General features: G+C 57.3%; 26 protein-coding genes and 1 tRNA gene. 13 read left to right on the top strand and 14 right to left on the bottom strand.

Annotated elements, in window-relative coordinates; translation table 11 throughout:
• The first annotated feature begins 49 nt into the window (after positions 1 to 49).
• The 4 genes from ABFT80_RS10595 to ABFT80_RS10580 all read left to right on the top strand — a co-directional run bounded on the left by ABFT80_RS10595 (position 50) and on the right by ABFT80_RS10580 (position 2,456).
• A complete protein-coding gene (locus tag ABFT80_RS10595; RefSeq protein WP_347971879.1) occupies positions 50 to 607 on the top strand; it encodes a thermonuclease family protein in 558 nt (185 codons plus the stop codon).
• 35 nt (positions 608 to 642) lie between these two features.
• Positions 643 to 1,254 (top strand): glutathione S-transferase family protein, encoded by a 612-nt coding sequence (locus ABFT80_RS10590; protein ID WP_347971878.1) that lies wholly within the window; start codon positions 643 to 645, stop codon positions 1,252 to 1,254.
• Positions 1,223 to 1,864, top strand: a complete 642-nt coding sequence (locus ABFT80_RS10585; RefSeq protein WP_347971877.1) for a uracil-DNA glycosylase family protein — start codon at positions 1,223 to 1,225, stop codon at positions 1,862 to 1,864. Before ABFT80_RS10590 ends, ABFT80_RS10585 begins: the two co-directional genes overlap by 32 nt.
• Positions 1,865 to 1,964: 100 nt before the next feature.
• Positions 1,965 to 2,456 (top strand): Lrp/AsnC family transcriptional regulator, encoded by a 492-nt coding sequence (locus tag ABFT80_RS10580; protein WP_347971876.1) that lies wholly within the window; start codon positions 1,965 to 1,967, stop codon positions 2,454 to 2,456.
• Between the two features lie 38 nt (positions 2,457 to 2,494).
• On the opposite strand, the gene ABFT80_RS10575 is transcribed toward ABFT80_RS10580, so the two are convergent.
• The 11 genes from ABFT80_RS10575 to moaA all read right to left on the bottom strand — a co-directional run bounded on the left by ABFT80_RS10575 (position 2,495) and on the right by moaA (position 11,367).
• Positions 2,495 to 2,878 carry a hypothetical protein gene (locus ABFT80_RS10575; protein WP_347971875.1) on the bottom strand — a complete coding sequence of 128 codons (384 nt, stop codon included), beginning with the start codon at positions 2,876 to 2,878 and terminating at the stop codon, positions 2,495 to 2,497.
• 120 nt (positions 2,879 to 2,998) lie between these two features.
• Positions 2,999 to 3,868, bottom strand: a complete 870-nt coding sequence (locus ABFT80_RS10570) for an NAD(P)-dependent oxidoreductase (RefSeq protein WP_347971874.1) — start codon at positions 3,866 to 3,868, stop codon at positions 2,999 to 3,001.
• A 75-nt stretch (positions 3,869 to 3,943) separates the two neighbouring features.
• Positions 3,944 to 4,771 (bottom strand): ABC transporter permease, encoded by an 828-nt coding sequence (locus ABFT80_RS10565; protein WP_347971873.1) that lies wholly within the window; start codon positions 4,769 to 4,771, stop codon positions 3,944 to 3,946.
• A complete protein-coding gene (locus tag ABFT80_RS10560) occupies positions 4,768 to 5,481 on the bottom strand; it encodes an ABC transporter permease (RefSeq protein WP_347971872.1) in 714 nt (237 codons plus the stop codon). The genes ABFT80_RS10565 and ABFT80_RS10560 overlap by 4 nt, the downstream gene beginning before the upstream one ends.
• Positions 5,482 to 5,577: 96 nt before the next feature.
• Positions 5,578 to 6,354: an ABC transporter substrate-binding protein gene (locus ABFT80_RS10555; RefSeq protein ID WP_347971871.1), complete on the bottom strand. Its 777-nt coding sequence runs from the start codon at positions 6,352 to 6,354 to the stop codon at positions 5,578 to 5,580.
• A 168-nt stretch (positions 6,355 to 6,522) separates the two neighbouring features.
• A complete protein-coding gene (gene mobB, locus ABFT80_RS10550; RefSeq protein WP_347971870.1) occupies positions 6,523 to 7,035 on the bottom strand; it encodes a molybdopterin-guanine dinucleotide biosynthesis protein B in 513 nt (170 codons plus the stop codon).
• Positions 7,032 to 7,664 (bottom strand): molybdenum cofactor guanylyltransferase MobA, encoded by a 633-nt coding sequence (gene mobA / locus ABFT80_RS10545; RefSeq protein ID WP_347971869.1) that lies wholly within the window; start codon positions 7,662 to 7,664, stop codon positions 7,032 to 7,034. Before mobA ends, mobB begins: the two co-directional genes overlap by 4 nt.
• Positions 7,665 to 7,667: 3 nt before the next feature.
• Complete coding sequence (locus ABFT80_RS10540) at positions 7,668 to 8,876, bottom strand: multidrug effflux MFS transporter (protein WP_347971868.1); 1,209 nt, start codon at positions 8,874 to 8,876, stop codon at positions 7,668 to 7,670.
• Positions 8,876 to 9,796, bottom strand: coding sequence for a DMT family transporter (locus ABFT80_RS10535; RefSeq protein WP_347972204.1), 921 nt, complete (start codon positions 9,794 to 9,796; stop codon positions 8,876 to 8,878). Before ABFT80_RS10535 ends, ABFT80_RS10540 begins: the two co-directional genes overlap by 1 nt.
• 84 nt (positions 9,797 to 9,880) lie before the next feature.
• Positions 9,881 to 10,375 carry a hypothetical protein gene (locus ABFT80_RS10530; protein WP_347971867.1) on the bottom strand — a complete coding sequence of 165 codons (495 nt, stop codon included), beginning with the start codon at positions 10,373 to 10,375 and terminating at the stop codon, positions 9,881 to 9,883.
• Positions 10,372 to 11,367, bottom strand: a complete 996-nt coding sequence (moaA, locus tag ABFT80_RS10525) for a GTP 3',8-cyclase MoaA (RefSeq protein WP_347971866.1) — start codon at positions 11,365 to 11,367, stop codon at positions 10,372 to 10,374. Before moaA ends, ABFT80_RS10530 begins: the two co-directional genes overlap by 4 nt.
• 203 nt (positions 11,368 to 11,570) lie before the next feature.
• On the opposite strand from moaA, the gene ABFT80_RS10520 reads away from it, so the two are divergent.
• The 3 genes from ABFT80_RS10520 (at position 11,571) to ABFT80_RS10510 (ending at position 14,955) form a co-directional block, all read left to right on the top strand.
• Positions 11,571 to 11,924: a DUF971 domain-containing protein gene (locus ABFT80_RS10520; protein ID WP_347971865.1), complete on the top strand. Its 354-nt coding sequence runs from the start codon at positions 11,571 to 11,573 to the stop codon at positions 11,922 to 11,924.
• Positions 11,925 to 12,000: 76 nt separating this feature from the next.
• Entirely contained in the window at positions 12,001 to 12,864 is an 864-nt protein-coding gene (locus tag ABFT80_RS10515; protein ID WP_347971864.1) for a protein-methionine-sulfoxide reductase heme-binding subunit MsrQ, read from the top strand.
• Positions 12,865 to 13,026: 162 nt separating this feature from the next.
• Positions 13,027 to 14,955 (top strand): L,D-transpeptidase family protein, encoded by a 1,929-nt coding sequence (locus tag ABFT80_RS10510; protein ID WP_347971863.1) that lies wholly within the window; start codon positions 13,027 to 13,029, stop codon positions 14,953 to 14,955.
• Here ABFT80_RS10510 and ABFT80_RS10505 read toward each other — a convergent pair.
• A tRNA-Val gene (locus ABFT80_RS10505) sits at positions 14,934 to 15,008 on the bottom strand. The genes ABFT80_RS10510 and ABFT80_RS10505 overlap by 22 nt on opposite strands.
• 75 nt (positions 15,009 to 15,083) lie before the next feature.
• Entirely contained in the window at positions 15,084 to 15,767 is a 684-nt protein-coding gene (locus ABFT80_RS10500) for a phosphoglycolate phosphatase (RefSeq protein WP_347971862.1), read from the bottom strand.
• A 130-nt stretch (positions 15,768 to 15,897) separates the two neighbouring features.
• Here ABFT80_RS10500 and rpiA point away from each other — a divergent pair, with 130 nt between their 5' ends.
• The 4 genes from rpiA (at position 15,898) to ABFT80_RS10480 (ending at position 20,166) form a co-directional block, all read left to right on the top strand.
• Positions 15,898 to 16,596 (top strand): ribose-5-phosphate isomerase RpiA, encoded by a 699-nt coding sequence (gene rpiA, locus ABFT80_RS10495; RefSeq protein WP_347971861.1) that lies wholly within the window; start codon positions 15,898 to 15,900, stop codon positions 16,594 to 16,596.
• Positions 16,597 to 16,615: 19 nt separating this feature from the next.
• Positions 16,616 to 17,176, top strand: a complete 561-nt coding sequence (locus ABFT80_RS10490; protein ID WP_347971860.1) for a DUF2059 domain-containing protein — start codon at positions 16,616 to 16,618, stop codon at positions 17,174 to 17,176.
• A 108-nt stretch (positions 17,177 to 17,284) separates the two neighbouring features.
• The gene (gene gor / locus ABFT80_RS10485; protein WP_347971859.1) at positions 17,285 to 18,682 is read left to right on the top strand and encodes a glutathione-disulfide reductase; all 1,398 of its coding nucleotides are present in this window, start codon (positions 17,285 to 17,287) and stop codon (positions 18,680 to 18,682) included.
• 110 nt (positions 18,683 to 18,792) lie between these two features.
• Complete coding sequence (locus ABFT80_RS10480; RefSeq protein ID WP_347971858.1) at positions 18,793 to 20,166, top strand: class II 3-deoxy-7-phosphoheptulonate synthase; 1,374 nt, start codon at positions 18,793 to 18,795, stop codon at positions 20,164 to 20,166.
• 89 nt (positions 20,167 to 20,255) lie between these two features.
• Here the strand turns inward: ABFT80_RS10480 and ABFT80_RS10475 are convergent, their stop codons facing one another.
• On the bottom strand, positions 20,256 to 21,323 hold the full coding sequence (locus tag ABFT80_RS10475; RefSeq protein ID WP_347971857.1) for a GGDEF domain-containing protein: 1,068 nt from the start codon (positions 21,321 to 21,323) through the stop codon (positions 20,256 to 20,258).
• Positions 21,324 to 21,629: 306 nt separating this feature from the next.
• Between ABFT80_RS10475 and ABFT80_RS10470 the strand changes: the two genes are divergently transcribed.
• A complete protein-coding gene (locus ABFT80_RS10470) occupies positions 21,630 to 22,049 on the top strand; it encodes a GFA family protein (RefSeq protein WP_347971856.1) in 420 nt (139 codons plus the stop codon).
• Positions 22,050 to 22,131: 82 nt separating this feature from the next.
• The gene (locus tag ABFT80_RS10465; protein ID WP_347971855.1) at positions 22,132 to 22,491 is read left to right on the top strand and encodes a diacylglycerol kinase; all 360 of its coding nucleotides are present in this window, start codon (positions 22,132 to 22,134) and stop codon (positions 22,489 to 22,491) included.
• The last annotated feature ends 1 nt before the right edge of the window (position 22,492 follow it).

The following is a 22,492-nucleotide window of genomic DNA, read 5'->3' as shown; positions in this document are numbered from 1 at the left end:
GCGTCCGGCTCCCTACAGACGACGGTATGCCAGGCGAAGGGTTTCGACGGTGCGCAAAATCCTGGATTACGGGCTTGCATTCGCCATTCTCGGCCTGCTCCTTCTCGTTGTGGCACGGCTGGATCAGGTGGAAACGCGCGAGCAAAAAGGCATCGCGGTGGTCAATGATGGCGATACGATCACGCTTGGCGAACAGCGAATACGGCTGCGCGGCATCGATGCGCCCGAATACACTCAAATCTGCCAGCGAAACGGCCAGAACTACGAATGCGGAAAACAATCGCGAACAGCGCTTGTGCGTCTCATCGGCGGTAAGCCAATATCCTGCAGCGGCTGGGAAAAGGACAAATACGACCGGCTTCTCGCCGTCTGCAAATCCGGCGATGTCGATCTCAATGGTGCATTGGTCGCGGCAGGCTGGGCTATCTCATACGGCGATTACCGGCGCGAGGAGGCGGCGGCCAGAGAGGCCGGTGTCGGGCTTTGGGCCGGCACATTCGACCGGCCGCGCGATTGGCGTGTCAACCATGGTGAAATGATCGATAGCACGCATGATTATCTCGGAAGCCTGTGGAACTGGCTTCGTGAAATTTTTCGTATTTCGTGAGTTTGGCTCTATTTTCAGGTGAGGAGAAAATCGGAATGAAGCTTTATGACGGGGGCCGCGCGCCCAATCCGCGTCGTGTACGCGTGTTTCTCGCGGAAAAAGGCATCGAGGTTCCGCTCGTGCCTGTCGATATGGGAAAAATGGAACATAAGAGCGATGCGGTCGGCGCGCTGAACCCGTTGAAGCGGCTTCCCGTTCTCGAACTGGATGACGGCACGGTCATTACCGAAACTGTCGCGATTTGCCGCTATTTCGAAGAATTGCATCCCGAACCGGCTTTGTTTGGACGAACAGCGCTCGAAAAAGCGTTGGTCGAGATGTGGCAGAGACGGGTCGAGCTATCCTTTATGTATGCGGTTCAGCAGGCGTTCCGGCATCTGCATCCGGCGATGAAGGAGTGGGAAACTCCGCAGGTTCCCGAATGGGGCGAGGTCAACAAGCCAAAGGCCGTGGAATTCATTCGTTTTCTCGATGGGGAGCTTGCCGGGCGCCCATTCATTGCCGGGCAGAATTACTCGATTGCCGACATTACATGCATGATCACGGTCGATTTCATGAAGCCTTCCCGGATCGAAATGCCTGCCGATCTCGTAAACCTTCGGCGGTGGCACGGTGATGTCTCGGCGCGGCCAAGTGCTTCTGCCTGAGGCGGTCGCCGGCGAAATACGCGCTTGCCGCATCTGCGTCGAGCGCCCGGTCGGCAAACCCTTGCCGCATGAGCCGCGCCCGGTCGTCGTTGCTTCAAATACAGCCCGAATATTGATTGCAGGGCAGGCGCCTGGAACGAAGGTTCACGCGACCGGCATACCCTTCAATGATGCGTCGGGCGACCGCTTGCGCGATTGGCTCGGCGTCTCGCGAGAGCAGTTTTACGATTCCGATCTGTTTGCCATCGCACCTATGGGGTTCTGTTTTCCGGGGCAGGATTCCAAGGGCGGGGATTTGCCGCCACGCAGGGAATGCGCACCCGCCTGGCGCGAGCGCCTTATGGAGTCCATGCCGCAGATCAATCTGGTCCTGACGATCGGGATTTACGCGCAGGCCTGGCATCTCGGCCGTTTGCGCGCAAAGAGCCTGACCGAAACCGTAATGGGGTGGCGCGGATATGCAGAGGCAGTCACAAACGGGCCGATGATCCTCCCGCTGCCGCATCCTTCATGGCGCAATACGGGATGGATCAAAAAGAATCCGTGGTTCGAAACAGATTTGCTCCCTTTCCTGAAAGCGGAAATCCACAAACGTATCGATCCGAATTAGAAGAAATTGTTACCCTGTTAAGTGGGTTTTCGAAGAATTTCTTTCTTGAAAACCCCCATATTTGCGTGACAATAGCGAAACTTTTCTAACGGAGAACATCATGGATCGTCTGGACCGCAAGATCCTTCGCCTGCTTCAGGAGGATGCAACGCTGGCTGTGGCCGATGTTGCAAAGAAGGTGGGCCTTTCGACGACGCCGTGCTGGCGCCGTATTCAGAAGCTTGAGGAAGAGGGCGTCATTCGCCGCCGCGTAGCCGTTCTCGATCCGGTCAAGATCAATGCGCGCGTGACGGTGTTCGTCTCGATCCGCACGAATTCGCACAGCCACGAATGGCTGCGCCGCTTCTCGGAAGTCATTCAGGAATTCCCGGAAGTCATTGAATTCTATCGCATGAGCGGCGATGTCGATTATCTTCTGCGCGTGGTCGTTCCGGATATTGCGGCTTACGATGCGTTCTACAAGCGCCTCATTGCCAAGATCGAAATCCGCGATGTTTCGTCTTCATTCGCCATGGAGCAGATCAAATACACGACGGAATTGCCGCTCGATTACATGACGCTGGACAAGGAATCGAATTCCAACGCGGCGTAAAACTTTCGTGGGTCAGGCTGCAAACGGTGTCCTGGATGTTATCGGTGCTGTCTCCAGACATCGCGGGCTCGTAGAACAGCCCAAGCCTGACTGACGAAGCAAAGGGCCGCCGCTGCCGCTATGCCAAGCAGCGCAATCGAATGGATGCCTACCCCCTCCATTCCCGGTTCGCCCCAAGTACCAGCTAGAGCAAACAAGCCACCGAACCCGGTAAATAAACCGAAAAGCAGCATGAAACCGACCATGGGGCCGGCCAGTATTGCAGCGGCGATAACCAAACTAACGACCAGTCCGGCAATACATCGATTCCGAACTCTCAAGGCGATCAAAGAGGCGAGAAAACCAAAGGTCATGCCGAGCGTTGGGCCGTTCTCGAATTCAAGATTAAGGCCACGCGATCCCAATACCAGCATAGAGACCATGGCTAGAACGCAGAGTAGGAAAATAGTCAGAGGAAATTCGGGGCGGGACAAACGCAAAGGCCCAATTTCTCGTTGATCTCGATCGTTGTTACAGCCTGACGCGAATTTGGCGTAGCGAAACTACTTCTCCAACCTCGCAAGCAGCGAGGACGTATCCCAGCGTTGCCCGCCCATGCGCTGCACATCCTTGTAGAATTGATCGACCAGGGCGGTGACGGGCAGGGAAGCGCCGTTGCGGTCTGCTTCGGAGAGGCAGATTTCGAGGTCTTTGCGCATCCAGTCGACGGCGAAGCCGAAATCATACTTGCTGGCATTCATCGTCTTGTGACGGTTTTCCATCTGCCAGGAGCCTGCGGCGCCCTTTGAAATCACGTCGATGACTTTTTCGATGTCGAGCCCGGCTTTCTTGCCGAAATGGACGCCTTCCGCGAGGCCCTGAACCAGACCTGCGATGCAGATCTGGTTGATCATCTTGGTAAGCTGGCCTGCGCCGGATTCGCCCATATGGCCGACCATGCGCGCGAAGGAATCGATGACGGGCTTGGCCGTCTCGAACGCTTTTTCATCGCCGCCGGCCATGACGGTCAGCACACCGTTTTCCGCGCCTGCCTGACCGCCCGATACTGGTGCGTCGAGGAAGGAAAACCCCTTGGACTGGGCTTCCTTCGACAGTTCGCGCGCGACTTCGGCTGATGCCGTCGTGTTGTCGATGAAGATCGCGCCCTTTTTCATGGATTGGAATGCGCCATCCTCGCCAATGGTCACGGAGCGCAGATCGTCGTCATTTCCCACGCACGCGAAGACGAAATCCTTGTCTTTAGCGGCGTCCGCAGGCGTTGACGCATGGCTTCCGCCGAATTCGGAAACCCATTTCTGCGCCTTGGCGGCAGTGCGGTTGTAGACGGTGACATCGTGGCCACCCTTTTTCGCCAGATGGCCAGCCATTGGATAGCCCATCACGCCAAGACCCAGAAACGCTACTTTCGCCATTCTTTTCTCCATCCGCATTCTGCTTTGCAGCCGGTTTAGCCTATCTCGTCTTCCTGGTGAACCGGCACAGTGAAATCAGCGTTTGAGATGGCGCGTAATCCGGCGTTCGATCCATTCGACGCCGTGCCGAAGCGTCTCCACAAGCGCCAGATAGATGATTGCCGCCCAGAGATAAGTCTGGAAGTCGAAGGTGCGCGAATAAGCACGCCGCGTCTCGCCCATCAAATCATAGACCGTAATGATCGCAACGATGGCCGAGCCCTTGATCATCAGGATGATTTCATTGCCATAGGGGCGCAGCGCGACGATGAGGGCCTGCGGCAGGATGATCTTGCGCAGCGTGGCATATTTCGACAGGCCGAGTGCGGCTGCACCCTCCCATTGGCCGCGCCCGACGCTCTGGATTGCGCCGCGCAGGATTTCGGCCTGATAGGCGGCGGTGTTCAACGCGAAGGCAAACAGGGCGCAGTTCCACGCATCGCGGAAAAAGGTCCAGAGACCGACAGATTCAAGCTGCGGACGAAACGAGCCAAGGCCGTAATAGATCAGGAACGTCTGCGCCAGAAGCGGTGTACCACGGAAGAAATAGACATAGGCATAGGCGAACGCGCCCAGAATCCTGCTTTTCGACATACGCGCATAGGCGATGGGGATCGAAAGCACCGCACCAATGACAATGGAGCAGCCGACCAGCGTAATGGTGACGCCGAGGCCCGAAAGGTAGGACGGCGCATAACGCGCGAAGAGTTCGGGATCCCACGCATTGATGAGGAAAAGCGCCAGCACAAGGCCGAGAAGCGACCACAGGACCAGAAGCACGGTGCCGATGATGCGATCACGCGGCCAGCCGCGCGCGGCATCCGGCGGGCGCTCTACATGCGTCTGGTCGGACGCGATACTCATCGGCGCACTTCCTGACGGTTAACACTGCGCTCGATCATTCCAATGCCGAAGGAGGAGATGATCGCCAGCACAAGATAGATCAGGCAGGCGGTGCCGAAGAACAGGAATGCCTCTTTCGTGACGCGCGCTGCAATTCCGGTCTGCCGCAGAATGTCCGACAGGCCGATCGCCGAGACGAGGGCGGTGTCTTTCAGAAGGATCAGCCAGAGATTGGAGAGTCCGGGCAGGGCGATGCGCACAAGCTGCGGCAGGACGACGAGGCGCATCGTCTGGCCGTTGGAAAGGCCGATCGAATAGCCGCCCTCATACTGCCCGTGCGGGATCGCGCGGAATGCCGAGAGAAACACCTCGCTGGCATAGGAGGAGAAAACGGCGCCCAAGGCCACCATACCGGCGACGAAGCTGTTGATCTCGATAGTGGTGCCGGGGCTGATCGTCTGGACGAGTTTTTGTATGCCGATCTGCGCGCCGTAAAATACCAGAAACAGCGTCAGGAGTTCAGGCAGGCCGCGAAAGATCGTCGTGTAGATGTTGCCGGCGAGGCGGAGTGTCCTGTCTTCCGAGCGCTTTGCGAGTGCGACCAGAAAGCCGACGAACAGACCGAGCGGCAGGGTGGCAAGCGCCAGCGACACGGTGATGAAGACGCCATTGGCGATGCTGCCTCCCCAGCCGCCGGAACCGAAACTCAATAATGTCCAGTATTTTTCCATCGGTCAGACCGCTATCCGAGGAACTCGAAGACGATTAAACGAACGGCGGGAATCGCTCCCGCCGTTCGTTTTCTCAGCTCTTCGAAGGGGCTGGCATCAGCCACCATACACGTCGAATTTGAAGTACTTGTCGTTGATTTCCTTGTACTTTCCGTTGGCGCGGATAGCGTCGATGGCGGCATTGAACTTTTCAGCCAGTTCTGTGTCGCCCTTGCGGATCGCGACGCCTGCGCCCGGACCGTGGATCGATTCGACAGGCTCGATCGTGCCGACCAGCTTGCAGCATTCGCCTTCTGCCGAATCCAGCCACTGCTGAAGCACCACGACGTCGTCATTGACTGCGTCGAGACGGCCATTCTGGATATCCAGCTTGTATTCGTCAGCCGTCGGGTAAAGCTTCACGGTGCTGTCGGTGTAGGTCGCTTCGGAATAGTTCGAATGCGTGGTCGAGCCCTGAACGCCGATCGTCTTGCCGGCGAGGTCTTCCTTGGTCACGCCCTTGATGTCGGAATCCTTCGGCACGGCGATGCCGGGCGGGGTATTGTAATATTTGTTGGTGAAATCGACCTGCTTCTTGCGTTCGTCGGTGATCGACATGGATGCGATGATCGCATCGAACTTGCTGGCCTGAAGAGCAGGGATGATGCCATCCCAATCCTGGGTAATGAATTCGCACTTCACTTTCATTTCGTCGCAGAGTGCGTTTGCGATGTCGATGTCGAAGCCTTCCAGCTTTCCATCGGCGGTCAGATTGTTGAAGGGGGGATAAGCGCCTTCAGTTCCGATCTTCAACGTGGCTTCCTGTGCCTGGGCAGCGCCCATGGCCAAAGCAAAGATCGAACCGGCAAGCCCCAGCCGTGTCAAAATACGCATTAAAGTTCCTCTCTGTTTTCAATCGGCCGCCCTGTTACCCGAACGCGCCATCTGAGGACATCTCCCGTCCCGCAGCTAGAGGGATATTCCCATTGTTTGAAACGAAAAAGCAACCGCAAAACCAAGCCGGGAAATGACCATACGTCACATCCCGAATGCGACTATAGGCTAGGGTTTTGCAAGATTCGTGGTCTTTTCGACGAAATCGGCGATGGCCGAAATGTCGTCGATGGCAAAAAACGGCAGGTGGTTTTGCGAAATTTCATGGTCGGCTGCGATGGCAACGATCCTGTCGTCATCGTCCGAAAGCGGGGCCGTATCCCTGGCTTGAATGCGCCTTACTTCCAGTTTCAGGTGATCGTTACGTTTGTAACCTTCGACCAGAACGAGATCGCAGGGCGACAATCGCGCGAGTATCGCTTCCAAGGAAGGCTCGTTTTCCTCGCGCAATTCGTGGATGACGGCCCAGCGCCGGTCCGAGACGATTGCGACCTCGCTGGCGCCCGCCGCGCGGTGGCGAAAACTGTCGGTGCCTTCCTTGTCTATATCGAAGTCGTGATGGGCATGTTTGACGGTCGAAATTTTCCAGCCGCGCTTCGTGAGTTCGGTCACGAGCCGCTCTGTCATCGTGGTTTTGCCGGAATTCTTCCATCCGGTAATGCCGAATACGCGCTGCTTCATTGCTCAAGCGCCTTTGCATATCGTTCGGCTGTCGCCAGATCGTCCGGCGTGTTCACGTTGAAGAACGGGTCCATCGTTTCTCCGGCCAGGCCCAGATCGGGGAAACTGCACTCGACCATGCCGTGACGCTTGATAAAAGCCATAACGCTTAGCGATTTCCCTTCGTTCATGAAGGTTTTGAGGTCGTGTCTGAGATCGATGTCCCAAAGCGCAAAGACCGGATGCAGCCTGCCTCGCGAACTGGCAACCGCGATTTTTCTCTCACTGCCGGTCAGCTCTTGTGAAAGGACTGCGACAAGATCCTTCGGGAAGAACGGAGTGTCGACGGCAACGCTGGCGATGCGGTTTCCGCTGCCGGTGCGGGCCGCCCATTCCATGCAGGCGAGGATGCCGGCCAGCGGCGCGGCGGGCTGTTCGCATAAATCCGGTATCACCGGAAAATCGAAGGATGAAAAAAGGGCAGGGTGGCTGTTGGCGCTGATTGCGATCGTGTCCACCTGCGGCAAGAGACGTGCGAGCACGCGCGAAAGCATCGAGCGGCCCGCAAGCTGCAACAGGCCCTTGTCGCCTCCGCCCATTCTCGACGAAAGTCCGCCCGATAAAACGATGCCGGCAATTCCCTGCTTCATATTCTAGCGAACCGCGCCAACCTCTCTGGACACACGCATAACATAGGCCGTGCAGAGCAACGCTGCACTGGAAGAAAGCAGCATGACCCATAGCAGCGGATAAGGTCCAGTATCGGGGCCAAGAAGATGCCCTGCAACCACCGAAAGGATCGCTCCGCCGCCGATCTGCATTGCACCGCCAAGGCCGGAAGCCGAGCCTGCAAGGTCGGACCTCACACTGACAATGCCCGCGATCGCGTTGGGCAGCGTTACACCGTTTCCGATGCCGGTAAATGCGGCAGGTCCGAACAATGCCAGCGGGTGATTGTAGCCCAGCGTGAACAGCACGATCGAAAGCACCATGCCGACGCTGCTTATGATGTTTCCCATAAGCATCATGCGATTGATGCCTATGCGATAGGAAAGCTGGCCGGAGCAGAAGTTTCCGATGAGATAGCCGACGGAAAGGAGTCCGAAGTAGAATCCATATTGAGAGGGGCTTAATCCCAGCAATTCGGTCGCGACATAGGGGCCACCGCCGAGAAACGCGAAAAACGCGCCGGAAGTAAAAGCTGCGGTCAGCGTGTAGCCCCAGAAACGGCGCGATGTGAGCAGTTTCGGATAGGCTTTGAACTGCTCTGAAAAGCTGGAAGAGGTAGCGCGATTTGTTTCTCCGAGATCGAGATAGATCACGAGAAACGCCAAAAGACCGAATGCCAGCATCAGCAGGAATGTCGATTGCCATCCGAACCATTCGTCGAGGAAACCGCCGATCACCGGGCCGATCATCGGCACGATGCTCATGCCCATTGTGACGTAGCCGATCTTGCTGGCCGAATGCACGGCATCCGTGGTGTCGCGAATGACGGCGCGGGAAAGCACCATGCCGGCTGCCGCGAATGACTGGAATGTTCGGCAGACGAGCAACATCTCGATCGTCGGGGCATAGACCGCTGCAACCGTGCCGCCAAGGAAGATGGCGAAGCAGGCGAGCATGACGGGTCGGCGACCGAAGCGATCCGATGCCGGGCCGATGAATATCTGCAACAGAGCTGTCGAGACGAGATAGAGCGACACCGTCAACTGCACGGTGGCGTAGTCCGTCTCGAAGAATTTCGCCATGCCGGGCAGCGAAGGCAGGAAGATGTTCATTGGCAGCGCACTGAGCGAGGCTGCCAGAACCAGCGTCATTATGTGTGGCGGCGTCTTTTTATTGAGAAAGCGTCGTGACATCAGATCCCGTCCGGCGCCATGTTCGGGCCAGTGCTTTCCGATGCGGCCTTGCTGCGGCCGACGACCCGGTCGCGGTAGAGCGTGTAGAGGCCCGAGCCGACGATGATGATGGAGCCGATGATCATGGCCGCGTCTGGAAGGTCTCCGAAAATCAGGTATCCGAGGAAAATCGCCCACAGCAGCGCGGTGTATCGAAACGGTGCGACCGCGGATATTTCACCCACCCGCATCGCCATGATGATGAACTGATAGCCAACGACTACGAGTACCGCAGCCATCGCATTGAGGCCAACGGCTTCGGTGTTCATCGGCACCCAGCCGCCCAGCGGTATAATCAGGAAGGCACCGGCTATCGTCACCATGATCGCAGTCACGGCTGAAACCAGAAGCGAGGGAATGTGATCGGGAATACGTTTTGTCGCCAGATCGCGAATTGCGCAAAAGACTACCGATATCAGAACCAGAAGTGCGAAAACGTTGAAGCCTTCGGCACCGGGCCGCACGATAATCATGACGCCGGTGAAGCCCGCAGCGATCGCCAGCCATCGCCGCCAGCCGACCGTTTCACCGAAAAACAGTGCTGCCGCCATCGTCACCGCAAGCGGCAGCGCCTGCAGGATCGCTGAAACATTGGCCAGCGGCAGACGGGAAAGGGCTGCGAGGAAGAAAAGTGTCGCGCCGAGCTCGCCGATAATGCGCAGGCCAACTATCGGATGCATTATGTCTCGCCAATTGGCGAAAGCGCTATGATACCAGCCCAGAAGTCCGATCAGTACAGTCGCGAACATGCCGCGCACGAACATCACCTGTCCGAAGCTCATATGCTCCGTGGCCAGCTTCACCAATGCGTCATTGGTCGTGAAGCCGATCATCGACACCACCATGAACAGTGAGCCGCGCAGATTTGGCGAGAGAGGCAACAGGCGTTTCCGATTCATGCTTTTTATTCGGTGTATCACCGAAAAGCGCAACTGCAACGAGAAAGGGTAGGACCAGTCGAGTGCTTATGGGCCATCCAAGCTTGCTGCGATTTTGCTGACAAGCGGGTCGTAAGTGCTGTGTCGCCATGAGGGATAGCGCATCACGAGGCCGTGGATCACACCATCGGCGCCAAACTGATAGCGCATGTAGAAGAACTGCTCCTTCTCCACGCCGGAGATGACCAGCCAGTCCTCGGCGATGCGCTTGTAGGTTATACGCTTGCCAGGCTCGTCCTCGATGCGCTTGGCATAGCCGGCTGGCGTGTCGTCCAGTGCGTTGTTGCTGCCGAAAACGGAAAGCACCGCGCCATCCTTCGAGCTCCAGCTCATGCCGTCACCATTGGCGGGCGGTTCCATGCTGCGGATGAATATGTCGGCAGGAAAGGTGACTGACGTTCCGAAGCGCGGATTTTTGTAGGTTTTCTGCTCGGCAATTGCCGAATTCACCGCAAAGGTGAGCAAAATTGCCGAAAGAAGCGCGCTGCTAAGCAGGTTCGGGCGAAAAACGCGCCAGATCATCCGCCGGTAACACTCATATGGCGTGAGACGGACGGCCTGCTGGTGCGGCGGTCGATGATGAAATCGTGGCCCTTAGGCTTGCGGCCAATGGCTTCGTCTATTGCGTTCGACAAAAGCTCATTGCCTTCCGATGCGCGAAGCGGTGCACGCAGATCGGCCGCGTCTTCCTGACCAAGGCACATATATAGCGTGCCGGTGCAGGTGAGGCGGACGCGATTGCAGCTCTCGCAGAAATTATGCGTCATCGGGGTGATGAAGCCGAGCCTGCCGCCGGTTTCCGCGACATCGACATAGCGGGCAGGACCGCCAGTCTTGTAGGGAATGTCGGTCAGGGTGAACTGGCGCTCCAGATCGGCGCGCAGCAGCGAAAGCGGCAGATACTGATCGGTGCGATCCGCATCGATTTCGCCCATCGGCATGGTTTCGATGACCGTCATATCCATGCCGCGGCCATTGGCCCAGCGCAGCATTTCGGGGATTTCGCAGTCGTTGAAGCCTTTCAGCGCAACCGCATTGATCTTGACGTGGATGCCTGCGGCCTGTGCCGCATCTATGCCTGCCATGACCTTGTCGATATGGCCCCAGCGCGTGATCGTATGGAATTTTTCAGGATCGAGCGTGTCCATCGAAACGTTGATGCGCCTGACACCGCAATCGGCAAGCTCGTCGGCGAAGCGCGCGAGCTGTGAGCCGTTCGTCGTCAGTGTCAGCTCTTCCAGAGCGCCGCTTTCGAGATGCCGCGAAATCTGGCGCACGAGATGCATGATGTTCTTGCGCACCAGCGGCTCGCCGCCGGTGAGGCGCAGCTTTTTGACGCCCTTCTCTATGAAGACGGTGCAGAGCCGGTCCAGCTCTTCAAGCGAAAGAAGATCCTTGCGGGGCAGAAAGGTCATGTCTTCCGCCATGCAATATGTGCAGCGGAAATCGCAGCGATCGGTCACCGATACGCGCAGATAGCTGATCGCTCTTCCAAATGGGTCGATCATTTCCATGACGTTTCCGCGTTCCCTTTGGCTCGTTCTTTTTATCGCTTCCTTCTTATGTCGTGGGAAGCGAACAAAGGTTCAAGCCCTTAGTATTCTTATGCTTTGGTAACACCCTACTTTGCCTTCGAGCAATGGCCAGCGCTTTCGGCGCTTTTATGACAGCGAAAACAGGCGTAGGTGATATTCGATTGCAGATTGAGGCTTAACGCATGACCGCTCCAAAAGAACTACGTGTATCAAAAGACCGCAAGCTGCTGACGGTGACTTTTCCGAACCATGCGCCGTTTGAATTGCCATCCGAATTCCTGCGCGTCGTTTCCCCTTCGGCGGAAGTGCAGGGCCATTCGCCCGAACAGCGCGTGACGGTACCGGGAAAGCGCGAGGTAACGATTTCGCGGATAGAGCCGGTCGGAAACTACGCGGTCCGCATCATATTCGATGATTCTCACGACACCGGCATATTCACATGGAATTATCTCCACGCGCTCGGCCATGAGAAAACGGATCGCTGGAACGCCTATCTGGCAGAGCTTTCGGAAAAGGGCATGTCGCGGGATCGTTAGGTCACCGCTTCGTGATTGCGAAAACTCTAGCGCGGCATGAACCGTATGTATGGCAGACAATGGAGTTATCTCTGTAATGATGCCATGGACCGACCGAGCCGGTAAATTCTCACCCTTCAAAACGGCGGTTCTGGCCGTTTTGCTTATTCCGGCGCTGCTGCTCACCTATTATTTTGCCGCCGGGCTTCTCGGCCCACGGCCTATCACCGAAGCGATCCATGAGACGGGTGATTGGGCGATACGCTTCCTGTGGCTGTCGCTTGCCATCACGCCGCTGCGGCGCATAGGGCAATGGCCCAAATTCATCATCGTGCGGCGCATGATAGGCGTTGCGGCCTTCTTCTATGCGCTGACGCATTTCCTTCTCTACATCACCGACCAGAAGTGGGATTTGTGGCGGGTATCCAGCGAGATCGTGCTGCGCTTCTATCTGACGATCGGCTTCGTCTCGCTTCTCGGGCTGGCTGCGTTGGCGGCGACCTCCACCGATGCCGCGGTCAAAAGACTTGGCAAGAAGTGGAACCAGCTTCACAAAATCGTGTACGCGATCGCCATTCTCACCGGCTTGCATTTCTTCCTGCAAACCAAGGCGGACGTATTCGAAGCCACGATCATGGCCGGTCTTTTCATGTTGCTGATGAGCTATCGCATCGCGCATTGGCGCGGGTTCTCCCTGTCGTCGCCATGGGTGCTGGCGGGGCTGGCCGTGTTTGCCGGACTGGCGACCGCAGGCGTGGAATATGCCTGGTATGCGCTGGCTACAGGCGTTCCGCCGGAGCGGGTTCTCGCGGCAAACTTGCAATTTTCATACATGATACGCCCGGCATGGTGGGTGCTCGCAATCGGTCTATCGGTCGCGCTTGCTGCCTTCATCCGCGGCTTCTTCGTCAAGGCGGACGCACCGCGAGGGAGGAGGGCGGCATCGACATTGAAGGCCTGAGCGCGTCTTCGAGGCAGTTGTGCAACAGTTCCGCAGGATTAATGGAACCTTAATGGAATCGGTATGAATCGTTACGCTCACGCCATACATTCGCCTTGCGCGAAGAGGCATCCCGAATACACGTTCAGGATGTTGGCGTATTCTGGCCAAAGAGGGTGACCGATGACGATCCGCAAGAATGCAACCGCCCTCACTCTGCTTGCTCTCGCAGCTTCGCTGACGCTCGGTGTTCCTTCTGCCAATGCGCAGGGCCTGTTCGAAGGGCTTTTCGGCGGCGGCGTGAAACGCGCGCAACGCGCTGAATTTCCGCCACCGCCAGCGGCGCCGACACGCAAGCAGAAGACTGCTGTGCGTAGTAGTGCTGCCGCGCCGATAAAGAAAATATCCGCACCAGCCTACTACACCTACAAGGCCGATGCCTTGCAGCGCGTGGATTTCACGGTGCTGACCGACAGGCCGCAGAACGCGGCATTCGGCCCGCCGATGAACGGTATTAATTTTCCCGATGCGCTCGCCGGTCTCGACGGGTTCGAGCTTCTCGCGGAGAAGGATCTGGGCAAGGCGCTGACCGATTATTATGCGGCTGAGCCGGGATTCATCTGGGTAACGGACGGTGTGCCCAATGCGCGCGCCGCCGATGCCATCGAAGCGCTTTCACAAGCGGCCAGCCACGGGCTGAACCCTGCCGATTACAGCGTATCCATACCCGAACTGGCAGCTAACGATCAGGACGACACGGCCAAGCGCAATGCCGCCATCCGTTTCGAGATGATCCTGTCGGCGAAAATATTGCGCTATGTCCGTGACATCGAGGGTGGCCGGATCGATCCGAACCGCATCTCCGGCTATTACGACTTTCCCGCCAAGAAGATCGATTTTCCGGCTGTCCTGAAGGCGGTCTCGGGTGCTGACGACGTTGCGGCGTTCCTCGATTCACGCGCGCCGCAGAATGACGCCTACAAGGCCTTGCATCGCGAATTCGATGCGCTTCGCAAAAGTGCGGAGAACGACATCATCGTCGATGCGAAGCTGCTTCTGAAGCCCGGCCAGACGAGTGCGGAGCTTCCCAAACTCCTGCAATTGATCTCGCGCGATCTCGACGAGACCGAGCGTCAGGAATTCAGCGATACGCTGACCCGTTTCGGAACCAGCGAACTCTACGCGGACGAACTGATCCCGCTGATCAAGGCGGTTCAGAAAAAAGAAGGCTTGAAGGCCGATGGCGTGATCGGCCCGCGCACCGTTTCCGAGGTTGCGGGAACCTCCAAGGCTGACAAGCTTCTGAAAGTCTCCAATGCGATGGAGCAGCTTCGCTGGATGCCTTCGGATCTGGGCGCGACACATGTCTTCATCAATCAGCCGGCATTCACGGCCAGCTATATCGAGGACGGCCAGGAAAAGCTGAAGACGCGCACGGTCATTGGCAAGACATCCAACCAGACCAGCTTCTTCTACGACGAGATCGACCGGGTGGAATACAACCCGTATTGGGGCGTGCCGCAGTCGATCATCGTCAACGAAATGCTGCCGCGCCTGCGCAACGATCCCGGTTATCTTGACCGTTCGGGCTATGAAGTCACGGATTCGAAGGGCAAGCGCATTCCGTCTTCGGCGATCAACTGGAGCCAGTATGGCGGCAGGGTGCCGTTCAATGTGCGCCAGGCGCCGAGCGAGGCGAATGCGCTGGGCGAGTTGAAGATCATGTTCCCCAACAAGCATGCGATCTATATGCACGACACGCCGCAGAAGGCGCTGTTCGATCGCGATTCACGCGCCTTCAGCCATGGCTGCGTGCGCCTTCAGGACCCGCGCGGCATGGCGGCTGCCGTTCTGGGCTCGACGGTCGAGCATGTTGCGCAGAAGCTGAAGCAGGGGCATTCGGGCGAGAAGGTTACACGCAAGATACCCGTCTATATCGCTTACTTCACCGCATGGCCGAATGCGGCGGGACAGGTCGAATATTTCGGCGATGTCTATGACCGCGACACGAAGCTGAGCGACGCCATTGTGCGGGTCGAGGCGACACGGGCGCCTGCGGAAAAGGTAGAACAGCAAGTATCGTTGGAAAATGGTGGGCGCGACAGGGATTGAACCTGTGACCCTTCGCGTGTGAAGCGAATGCTCTCCCGCTGAGCTACGCGCCCGCTTGAAACTGGAGGTCAAGCGAGCCGCGATATAATGGTCCGCCCTTGGCCAAGTCAAGCCGTGGTTTGGGTGTTTTACGCTGCCGCCGAGCGGATGAGACTTTCAGCAAGTTCCAGCGTCAGTTCATCGAAATGCGAAATGACTTTCGACGGCTCGAATTCCCGCACATGACGGTCCGTATAGCCAAAATCGACGGCAACGACCGGAATGCCCGCAGCCTTTGCCGTGTCGATGTCTGTCTGGGAATCGCCGACCATGACAGCGCGCGACGGATCGCCATTGGCCATTTTGATCGTTTCCAGCAGATGGCGCGGGTCGGGCTTGCGGAAATCGAACGTGTCCGCCCCGCAAATCGCTGCGAAATAATGGTTCATTCCCAACGCGTCGATAATCAGGCGCGACAGCGCTTCGGTCTTGTTCGTACAGACGGCCATCAGATAGCCGGCCTTTTCGAAATTCTCCAAAGCGTCGAGTACGCCCGGATAGGGCAGCGATTTTCCGGGGATGTTCGCGCCATAATGTTCGATGAAAAGATCAAAGAGCCGGTCATGCTCGGCCTTTTCCAGCGCCTTGTTCTGTGCTGCATAGGCCCGTTCGATCATAACGCGTCCGCCATGGCCGACGAAGCGTTGAAAGCCGGCAGATTCGGCAGGGACCAGCCCGCCTGATTCCAGAATGTGGTTGAGGCTGTCCAGCAAATCGGGCGCCGTGTTGACGAGCGTTCCGTCCAGATCGAACACGATGATGGGTCTTTGCATGGTTTCTCCCGCAACTGGTTTCGCCCCTGATTAAAGGCGTAAAGCCTCGCAAGCAATGCATAAGGTCTATGCCAGTGCCCGCAAAAATGTTAGGAGCGCATCCGTTTCAAAAGGGCAGATCAAGAATTTCATGGACCCAAAAGCATTGAAGGTCGAGGCAGCGCGGGCGGCACTCGACCATGTGTCGAGCGGAATGCGGCTCGGCATCGGCACCGGATCGACAGCGGAAGAGTTCGTAAAACTGTTGGCCGAAAAGATCGCGACCGGCATGAAGATCATCGGCGTTCCGACGTCCGAGCGCACGGCAGCCTTGTGCATGCAGCTTGGCGTTCCGCTTTCGTCGCTGGACGATCTGCCAGAACTCGACCTGACGATTGACGGAGCCGACGAGGTCGATCCGCATTTGACGCTGGTCAAGGGCGGAGGCGGGGCATTGCTGCGCGAAAAGATCGTTGCCGCGGCATCCGAGCGTATGATCGTCATTGCCGACAAATCCAAGCTGGTGCAGACGATCGGGCAGTTTCCGCTTCCCATCGAGGTCAATCGGTTCGGCCTGAAATCCACCGAAATCGCCATCGCGCGCGCCGCCGATTCGCTTGGACTTTCCGGTCCGCTCACATTGAGGATGACGGAGGGCCAGCCATTTGTTACAGACGGCGGTCATTTCATTGTCGATGCATCTTTTGGCCGCATTCCAGATACAAGAGCGCTTTCGGATGCTCTTCACGCCATACCGGGAGTTGTCGAGCACGGTCTATTTCTGGGTCTTGCAAATGTCGCGATCGTGGCAGGCGAGAACGGTATAGAAACCGTTTACGCCGCCGAATAAACAGGGAGTTCAATCCATCATGACGCTGGTCTATCGCGCAAATCGTCTCGCTGCAGCATTCGCTGCTACGGCAATCATTGCGCTGTCTTCGCCCGCCTTTTCGCAGGAAATCGCGCCAGATCATCTTCAGGCCGCACGTCAAGCCGTCGATGCAATCAACGCAACCGACTTCTATGATGGCGTTCTTCCGCAGGCTGCAGCCGCACTGAAGAGCCAGTTGATCCAGAAGAACCCGGACATGCAGGCGCTGGTCACCTCGACGGTCGACGAGAAAACACTTGCGCTGGCAGCGCGCCGCTCGGACCTCGAGCGCGAAGCAGCCCTCGCTTATGCGCGCGTTTTCCCGATCGACGATCTGAAGGCAATCGCGGCGTTCTACAACTCCGAGCCGGGCAAGAAGCTTATCGCTGACGGCCCAATCGTCTCGCGCGAAGTTCAAAAGGCTGCCGAAATCTGGCAGCGCGGCGTTGCACGCGATCTGGCCGAAGAAGTTGGCAAGACGCTGTCGGCGGCAGGCGGTCAGTCCGTTCCTGCTCCGGAAATGCCAACTCCGGCTGCGCCAACGGCTCCGCAGCAGTAATCGCGCTTTCGCTATATGCCTTTTCAAAGCCCGGCCAAGTGCCGGGCTTTTCTTCTTGCAGCGACTTGCATAAATGCGGTGCGTACGCACCAACCCTTGGAGACTGATATGGCCGAGTACGATTACGATCTTTTCGTCATTGGCGGCGGTTCCGGCGGCGTTCGCGCAGCAAGGGTAAGTGCTGCATTGGGCAAGCGGGTCGCGATAGCCGAAGAGTTCCGTTTCGGTGGCACATGCGTCATTCGCGGCTGCGTACCGAAAAAGTTCTACGTCTACGCCTCACAGTTTGCCGAGCATTTCGAGGATGCGGCGGGCTATGGCTGGGAAGTCGGACCTTCGATATTCGACTGGAAGACGCTCGTCGCCAACAAGGATCGCGAGATCGCGCGGCTTGAAGGGCTTTATCAGGGCGGTGTTCAGGGGGCAGGCGGCACGGTGTTCCGCACACGCGCCGTATTGGTGGACAGTCACACGATCAGGCTCGAAGCCGAAAACCGCACTGTCACCGCGGATCAGATATTGATCGCGACCGGCGGTTGGCCGAGCGAGCACAAATCGCTGCCAGGCCATGAGCATTGCATTTCCTCCAACGAGGCGTTCGATCTGCAGGAACTTCCGCGCGCGATCAGCATCGAGGGCGGCGGCTACATCGCCGTCGAATTCGCCAATATTTTTCATGGATTGGGCGTCAAGACGACGCTGATCTATCGCGGACTTGAGATTCTCGGCCGCTTCGACATGGACCTTCGCAAATCGCTTCATGAAGCGATGGAGAAGAAGGGCATACGCATCATCTGCCAGTCCGTCGCCAAGAAGGTTGAAAAGCGCGACGATGGCCGCCTCGACGTGACGATCACCGGAGGCGAGGTGCTGACGGTTGGCCAGCATATGCTGGCGATCGGGCGTGCGCCCAACACCAGCAATCTGGGCCTGGAAGATGTCGGTGTGAAAACCGATGTAACCGGTGCGATCGAGGTCGATGAGTTTTCGCGCACGAATGTCGATAACATATGGGCGGTCGGCGACGTCACGAACCGTGTGCAGCTTACGCCGGTAGCGATCCATGAAGCCATGTGCTTCGTCGAAACCGCTTTCAGGAACAATCCGACCAAGCCGGACCATGACTGCATTCCGACGGCGGTGTTTTCGCAGCCGGAAATCGGCACTGTTGGCCTTTCGGAAGACGATGCGGCAAAGAAATACGACGCACTGGAAATCTATCGCGCGTCCTTCAAGCCGATGCGCAACACGCTGGCCGGACGCGATGAGCGAATGCTGATGAAACTCGTCGTGGATGCGGCGAGCCGGCGCGTCGTCGGTGCGCATATTCTCGGACCCGATGCAGGGGAAATGGCGCAGCTTTTGGGCATTTCGCTGAAAGCGAAACTGACCAAGGAGGACTTCGACGCGACGATGGCGGTTCACCCGACGGCTGCCGAAGAACTCGTGACGATGTATAAGCCGACCTACACGGTGAAAAACGGCAAACGGGTCGAGCAGTCCTGAAACTGCCTTCGCGGGGTGGAATAGTCGGGTCGCTTGCGGTATAGAGCCGCGTTCCCGTCCATGTTGGGCGGTTGGGGCGAAGTGCCCGTTGCTAGAAATTGGGTGTTGCGATGACGAAATGGTCGCCGAATTCTTGGAGAGCCAAGCCAATCCAGCAGGTTCCGGCTTATCCCAGCGAAGCTGCTTTGCGGGAAACGGAAGCGCGTCTTGCAACGTTTCCGCCGCTCGTTTTTGCAGGTGAGGCGCGCAAGCTAAAGAAACAATTGGCTCAGGTCGCGAACGGCGAAGCTTTCCTGCTTCAGGGCGGCGATTGCGCCGAAAGCTTTGCGGAACATGGCGCGGACAATATCCGCGACTTTTTCCGCGTGTTCCTCCAGATGTCCGTCGTTCTCACCTTCGCAGGCTCACAGCCTGTCGTTAAGGTTGGTCGCATTGCGGGCCAGTTCGCCAAGCCGCGCTCTTCGGACAACGAAACCAAGGGCGACGTGACGCTTCCGAGCTATCGTGGCGACATCATCAACGGCATCGAGTTCGACGAGAAGTCGCGCGTGCCGGACCCGGCGCGCCAGGAAATGGCTTACCGCCAGTCGGCTGCGACGCTCAACCTTCTGCGCGCTTTCGCGCAGGGCGGTTATGCCAATCTGGAAAACGTCCACCAGTGGATGCTCGGCTTCGTGTCGGACAGCCCGCAGGGTGAAAAATATCAGGCGCTGGCAAATCGCATCACCGAAACCATGGATTTCATGCGCGCGGTGGGCATTACGTCGGAAAACAATTTCGCGCTTCGCGAGACGGATTTCTACACCAGCCACGAAGCGCTGCTGCTCGGCTACGAAGAGGCGCTGACCCGCGTCGATTCCACCTCGGGCGACTGGTATGCGACGTCGGGCCACATGATCTGGATCGGCGATCGTACACGTCAGGCCGACCATGCGCATATCGAATATTGCCGTGGCATCAAGAACCCGCTCGGCCTGAAATGCGGACCGTCGTTGACGCCGGATAATCTGATCGAACTGATCGACAAACTGAACCCGGAAAATGAGGCGGGCCGTCTTACGCTGATCGCCCGTTTCGGTGCAGACAAGGTGGACGATCATCTGCCAAAGCTCATTCGCGCCGTGCAGCGCGAAGGCCGCAAGGTCGTCTGGTCCTGCGATCCGATGCATGGCAACACGATCACCGCGGCCAACTTCAAGACGCGGCCTTTCGATCGCATTTTGAAGGAAGTTCAGACGTTCTTCGACGTTCATCGCGCAGAAGGCACCCATCCGGGCGGCATTCACATCGAGATGACGGGCAAGAATGTTACCGAATGCACCGGCGGCGCGCGCGCCATTACGGCCGAGGAGCTTCAGGATCGCTACCACACGCATTGCGATCCGCGCCTCAATGCCGATCAGGCGATCGAACTCGCTTTCCTCGTTTCCGACCTTCTGAAGAAGCAGGTCGGGGCAACGGAAAAGAAGGTCGTCAATCTGTAAGTTATGCTCAGGGAGCCTGAACGGCTTCCGCGACAAACAAAAAAGCGGCTGTCGAAAGGCAGCCGCTTTTTGCATTCAGAGGACTGCGTTCAGTCCTTTTTATAAAGAAGCCAGTTTTTCGGGCCTGAGCTGGGCAGGGTGGAGAAACGTGTCACCTTGTTGCGGCCAAGGACTTTCGAACGGTAGAGCGCACGGTCTGCCTGCGCATAAAGCTCGTCGGCGCCATTTGCCTCCGATGCCATGCAGACACCCATCGAAATAGTGACAGGGCCGTAATCGACCCCGGCTTGCGTATTGGTGAACGCCGTTTGCTCGATCAGCAGCCTGATGCGTTCTGCGATCTCGAAGGTCGCGTCTTCGCTCAAGCCTTCCGCGATGAGTGCGAATTCCTCGCCGCCGGTGCGCGCGACGAACATGTTTTTCAGAATGCTCGTGCGGAAGATTTCCGCGATCATCTGGATGATCCGGTCGCCGACCGGGTGGCCATAGCGATCGTTGATGTTCTTGAAACGGTCGATATCGGCCAGGATCAACGCCTTGAACATCACGTCCTTCTTGGAATCGTAGATGCGCGCTATCTCTTTGTCGAAGGCTCGTCTGTTTGGAATTTGGGTCAACGGGTCGGTATCGGCGAGCTTCTTGTATTCTTCCAGCTTCGATTTGACGCTTTCGAGTTCCGCAGACTTGTCGCTCAATGCGTTGGCGACCTGCCGGCCGTGATCGATCGTCGATGTCGTGGCGGCGGACATGGCGCCAGCTACCTTCTGCAGCAATTCCTGAGACATGCTGCGAGTGCCGAGGCCGGACGAGGTCTCGTCGAGTATCTTGCCGTATTTCTCGATATGGTTGCGCTCGGAGCGCAGCAGGCCGGCAATGTCCTCAAGCTCCTTGGCGAGAACTTCGCGCGCCTGATCGACCAGATTGTGCTGATGATGATGGGCGAAATATTTTTGGCCGATCGCGTCGATTTCCGCCTGGCTGGGCCGCGCGCTCAGAGACACGACATCCATGCTCAGCGCCGGGTTGGAGCCGGTGAGGGCTTCGTAGAAAATCTCGTAGTTTTGAGGAATTCCCATCACGCCGAGTTGACGCATGGCGGCGACGACGCTCGATGCAATGTCGGTCGGCTGATCGGTCTGGGGCTTTGCCGGTTGCATGAAGCCTCAATTCGCCATTACCGGGGGTTCTGCTCGCATAGCTTGCGGCAACCGAGCAATGCGGTGCCTTGCCGAGCAGAACAAAACGCGTGTTGCATCATACACAGTCACGAAGATCGAGCCCCCATATCTTCAACTGATCAAACGTATATCTTCTTACGCTAAAGTTTTCTTAATTGCTTGAGATCGAAAAAACTATAGCAATTCGTAGACTAGAAGCTTGAAGCGAAAGCTTTTCATCCCGCAGCTCAATTTGAAAAAATGTTTCAAGTTCAATGGGTTTTTAATTGCAGATAGGAGATAATTTTGAGCGCTTCAAATTCGGGATCCTGCAATTGCGGTTCTGTAAAATTCAAGACAAGCGGGAGTTTGCGGGGCATCGTTTACTGTCACTGTTCGCAATGCCGCAAGCAGACGGGGCTTTATTACGCTGCAACCGACATTGAAGACGAGAACATTCAGATTTCTGGTCTGGAAAAAGTCACCTGGTATGCCGCATCGGATTTTGCTCGTCGCGGATTCTGCTCGATTTGCGGATCAGCACTTTTCTGGAAACGCAATGACAGCTCCAAGATTTCCATTATGGCCGGTGCCTTCGAAAATCCGTCCGAATTGCGCAGCGAATGCCATATTTTCGTAGCGGACAAGGGGGATTTCTACGAAATATGCGATGGGTTGCCGCAATTCGACAGATCCACGCCAAACGTTCCTGTTGCGGAAGAATGAGCCGTCCTCTGGCAATTGTCACATAGTTGTTTCAAACGATCGGCAGGCGAGGAAAATCCTTGCCGTGATTCGGAGTGGCCTGATGGACCGGCTGATAAAAGCGTTTCAAAACTCGGTGCGGGCATTCATGAGATTGTCGCGCAGCGAAAAGGCCTTCCAGCAGGAAGTGATATTGCTTGCGCTTGCATTGCCTGTGGGCTGGTTTTTGTCGACCAGTTGGCGTGGCTATGCGTTGCTGATCGCGGCGATCCTGGTGGTGATTCTGGTCGAGGTGCTGAACACCGGCATCGAGGCCGCTTGCAACGCAGTCTCCCGCGAGTTCCACGTCGATATTCAGCTTGCCAAGGATTGCGGCTCGCTTGCGGTGCTGATTGCCGCCATTCTTGCCGCCGGCGTATGGAGTCTGGCGCTGGTAGAGCGCGTGCTGGGTTTCCCCATCTGAT

The sequence above is a fragment of the Foliimonas ilicis genome (assembly GCF_039939195.1).
Classification (GTDB): Bacteria; Pseudomonadota; Alphaproteobacteria; order Rhizobiales; family Rhizobiaceae; genus Foliimonas; species Foliimonas ilicis.
Note: the sequence above shows the minus strand (reverse complement) of the source record. Positions and strands in the feature narration are given on the sequence as shown.

Coding starts and splice junctions, on each gene's coding strand:
- mobB (WP_347971870.1), bottom strand. CDS start 7,035: ATGAAGCAGCGCGTATTCGGCATTACCGGATGGAAGAATTCCGGCAAA.
- ABFT80_RS10565 (WP_347971873.1), bottom strand. CDS start 4,771: ATGAGTATCGCGTCCGACCAGACGCATGTAGAGCGCCCGCCGGATGCC.
- mobA (WP_347971869.1), bottom strand. CDS start 7,664: ATGAAGCAGGGAATTGCCGGCATCGTTTTATCGGGCGGACTTTCGTCG.
- ABFT80_RS10520 (WP_347971865.1), top strand. CDS start 11,571: ATGACCGCTCCAAAAGAACTACGTGTATCAAAAGACCGCAAGCTGCTG.
- moaA (WP_347971866.1), bottom strand. CDS start 11,367: ATGGAAATGATCGACCCATTTGGAAGAGCGATCAGCTATCTGCGCGTA.
- ABFT80_RS10570 (WP_347971874.1), bottom strand. CDS start 3,868: ATGGCGAAAGTAGCGTTTCTGGGTCTTGGCGTGATGGGCTATCCAATG.
- ABFT80_RS10555 (WP_347971871.1), bottom strand. CDS start 6,354: ATGCGTATTTTGACACGGCTGGGGCTTGCCGGTTCGATCTTTGCTTTG.
- ABFT80_RS10465 (WP_347971855.1), top strand. CDS start 22,132: ATGGACCGGCTGATAAAAGCGTTTCAAAACTCGGTGCGGGCATTCATG.
- ABFT80_RS10580 (WP_347971876.1), top strand. CDS start 1,965: ATGGATCGTCTGGACCGCAAGATCCTTCGCCTGCTTCAGGAGGATGCA.
- rpiA (WP_347971861.1), top strand. CDS start 15,898: ATGGACCCAAAAGCATTGAAGGTCGAGGCAGCGCGGGCGGCACTCGAC.
- ABFT80_RS10510 (WP_347971863.1), top strand. CDS start 13,027: ATGACGATCCGCAAGAATGCAACCGCCCTCACTCTGCTTGCTCTCGCA.
- ABFT80_RS10590 (WP_347971878.1), top strand. CDS start 643: ATGAAGCTTTATGACGGGGGCCGCGCGCCCAATCCGCGTCGTGTACGC.
- ABFT80_RS10585 (WP_347971877.1), top strand. CDS start 1,223: ATGTCTCGGCGCGGCCAAGTGCTTCTGCCTGAGGCGGTCGCCGGCGAA.
- ABFT80_RS10475 (WP_347971857.1), bottom strand. CDS start 21,323: ATGCAACCGGCAAAGCCCCAGACCGATCAGCCGACCGACATTGCATCG.
- ABFT80_RS10575 (WP_347971875.1), bottom strand. CDS start 2,878: ATGGTCTCTATGCTGGTATTGGGATCGCGTGGCCTTAATCTTGAATTC.
- ABFT80_RS10530 (WP_347971867.1), bottom strand. CDS start 10,375: ATGATCTGGCGCGTTTTTCGCCCGAACCTGCTTAGCAGCGCGCTTCTT.
- ABFT80_RS10515 (WP_347971864.1), top strand. CDS start 12,001: ATGATGCCATGGACCGACCGAGCCGGTAAATTCTCACCCTTCAAAACG.
- ABFT80_RS10500 (WP_347971862.1), bottom strand. CDS start 15,767: ATGCAAAGACCCATCATCGTGTTCGATCTGGACGGAACGCTCGTCAAC.
- ABFT80_RS10490 (WP_347971860.1), top strand. CDS start 16,616: ATGACGCTGGTCTATCGCGCAAATCGTCTCGCTGCAGCATTCGCTGCT.
- ABFT80_RS10480 (WP_347971858.1), top strand. CDS start 18,793: ATGACGAAATGGTCGCCGAATTCTTGGAGAGCCAAGCCAATCCAGCAG.
- ABFT80_RS10540 (WP_347971868.1), bottom strand. CDS start 8,876: ATGTCACGACGCTTTCTCAATAAAAAGACGCCGCCACACATAATGACG.
- gor (WP_347971859.1), top strand. CDS start 17,285: ATGGCCGAGTACGATTACGATCTTTTCGTCATTGGCGGCGGTTCCGGC.
- ABFT80_RS10560 (WP_347971872.1), bottom strand. CDS start 5,481: ATGGAAAAATACTGGACATTATTGAGTTTCGGTTCCGGCGGCTGGGGA.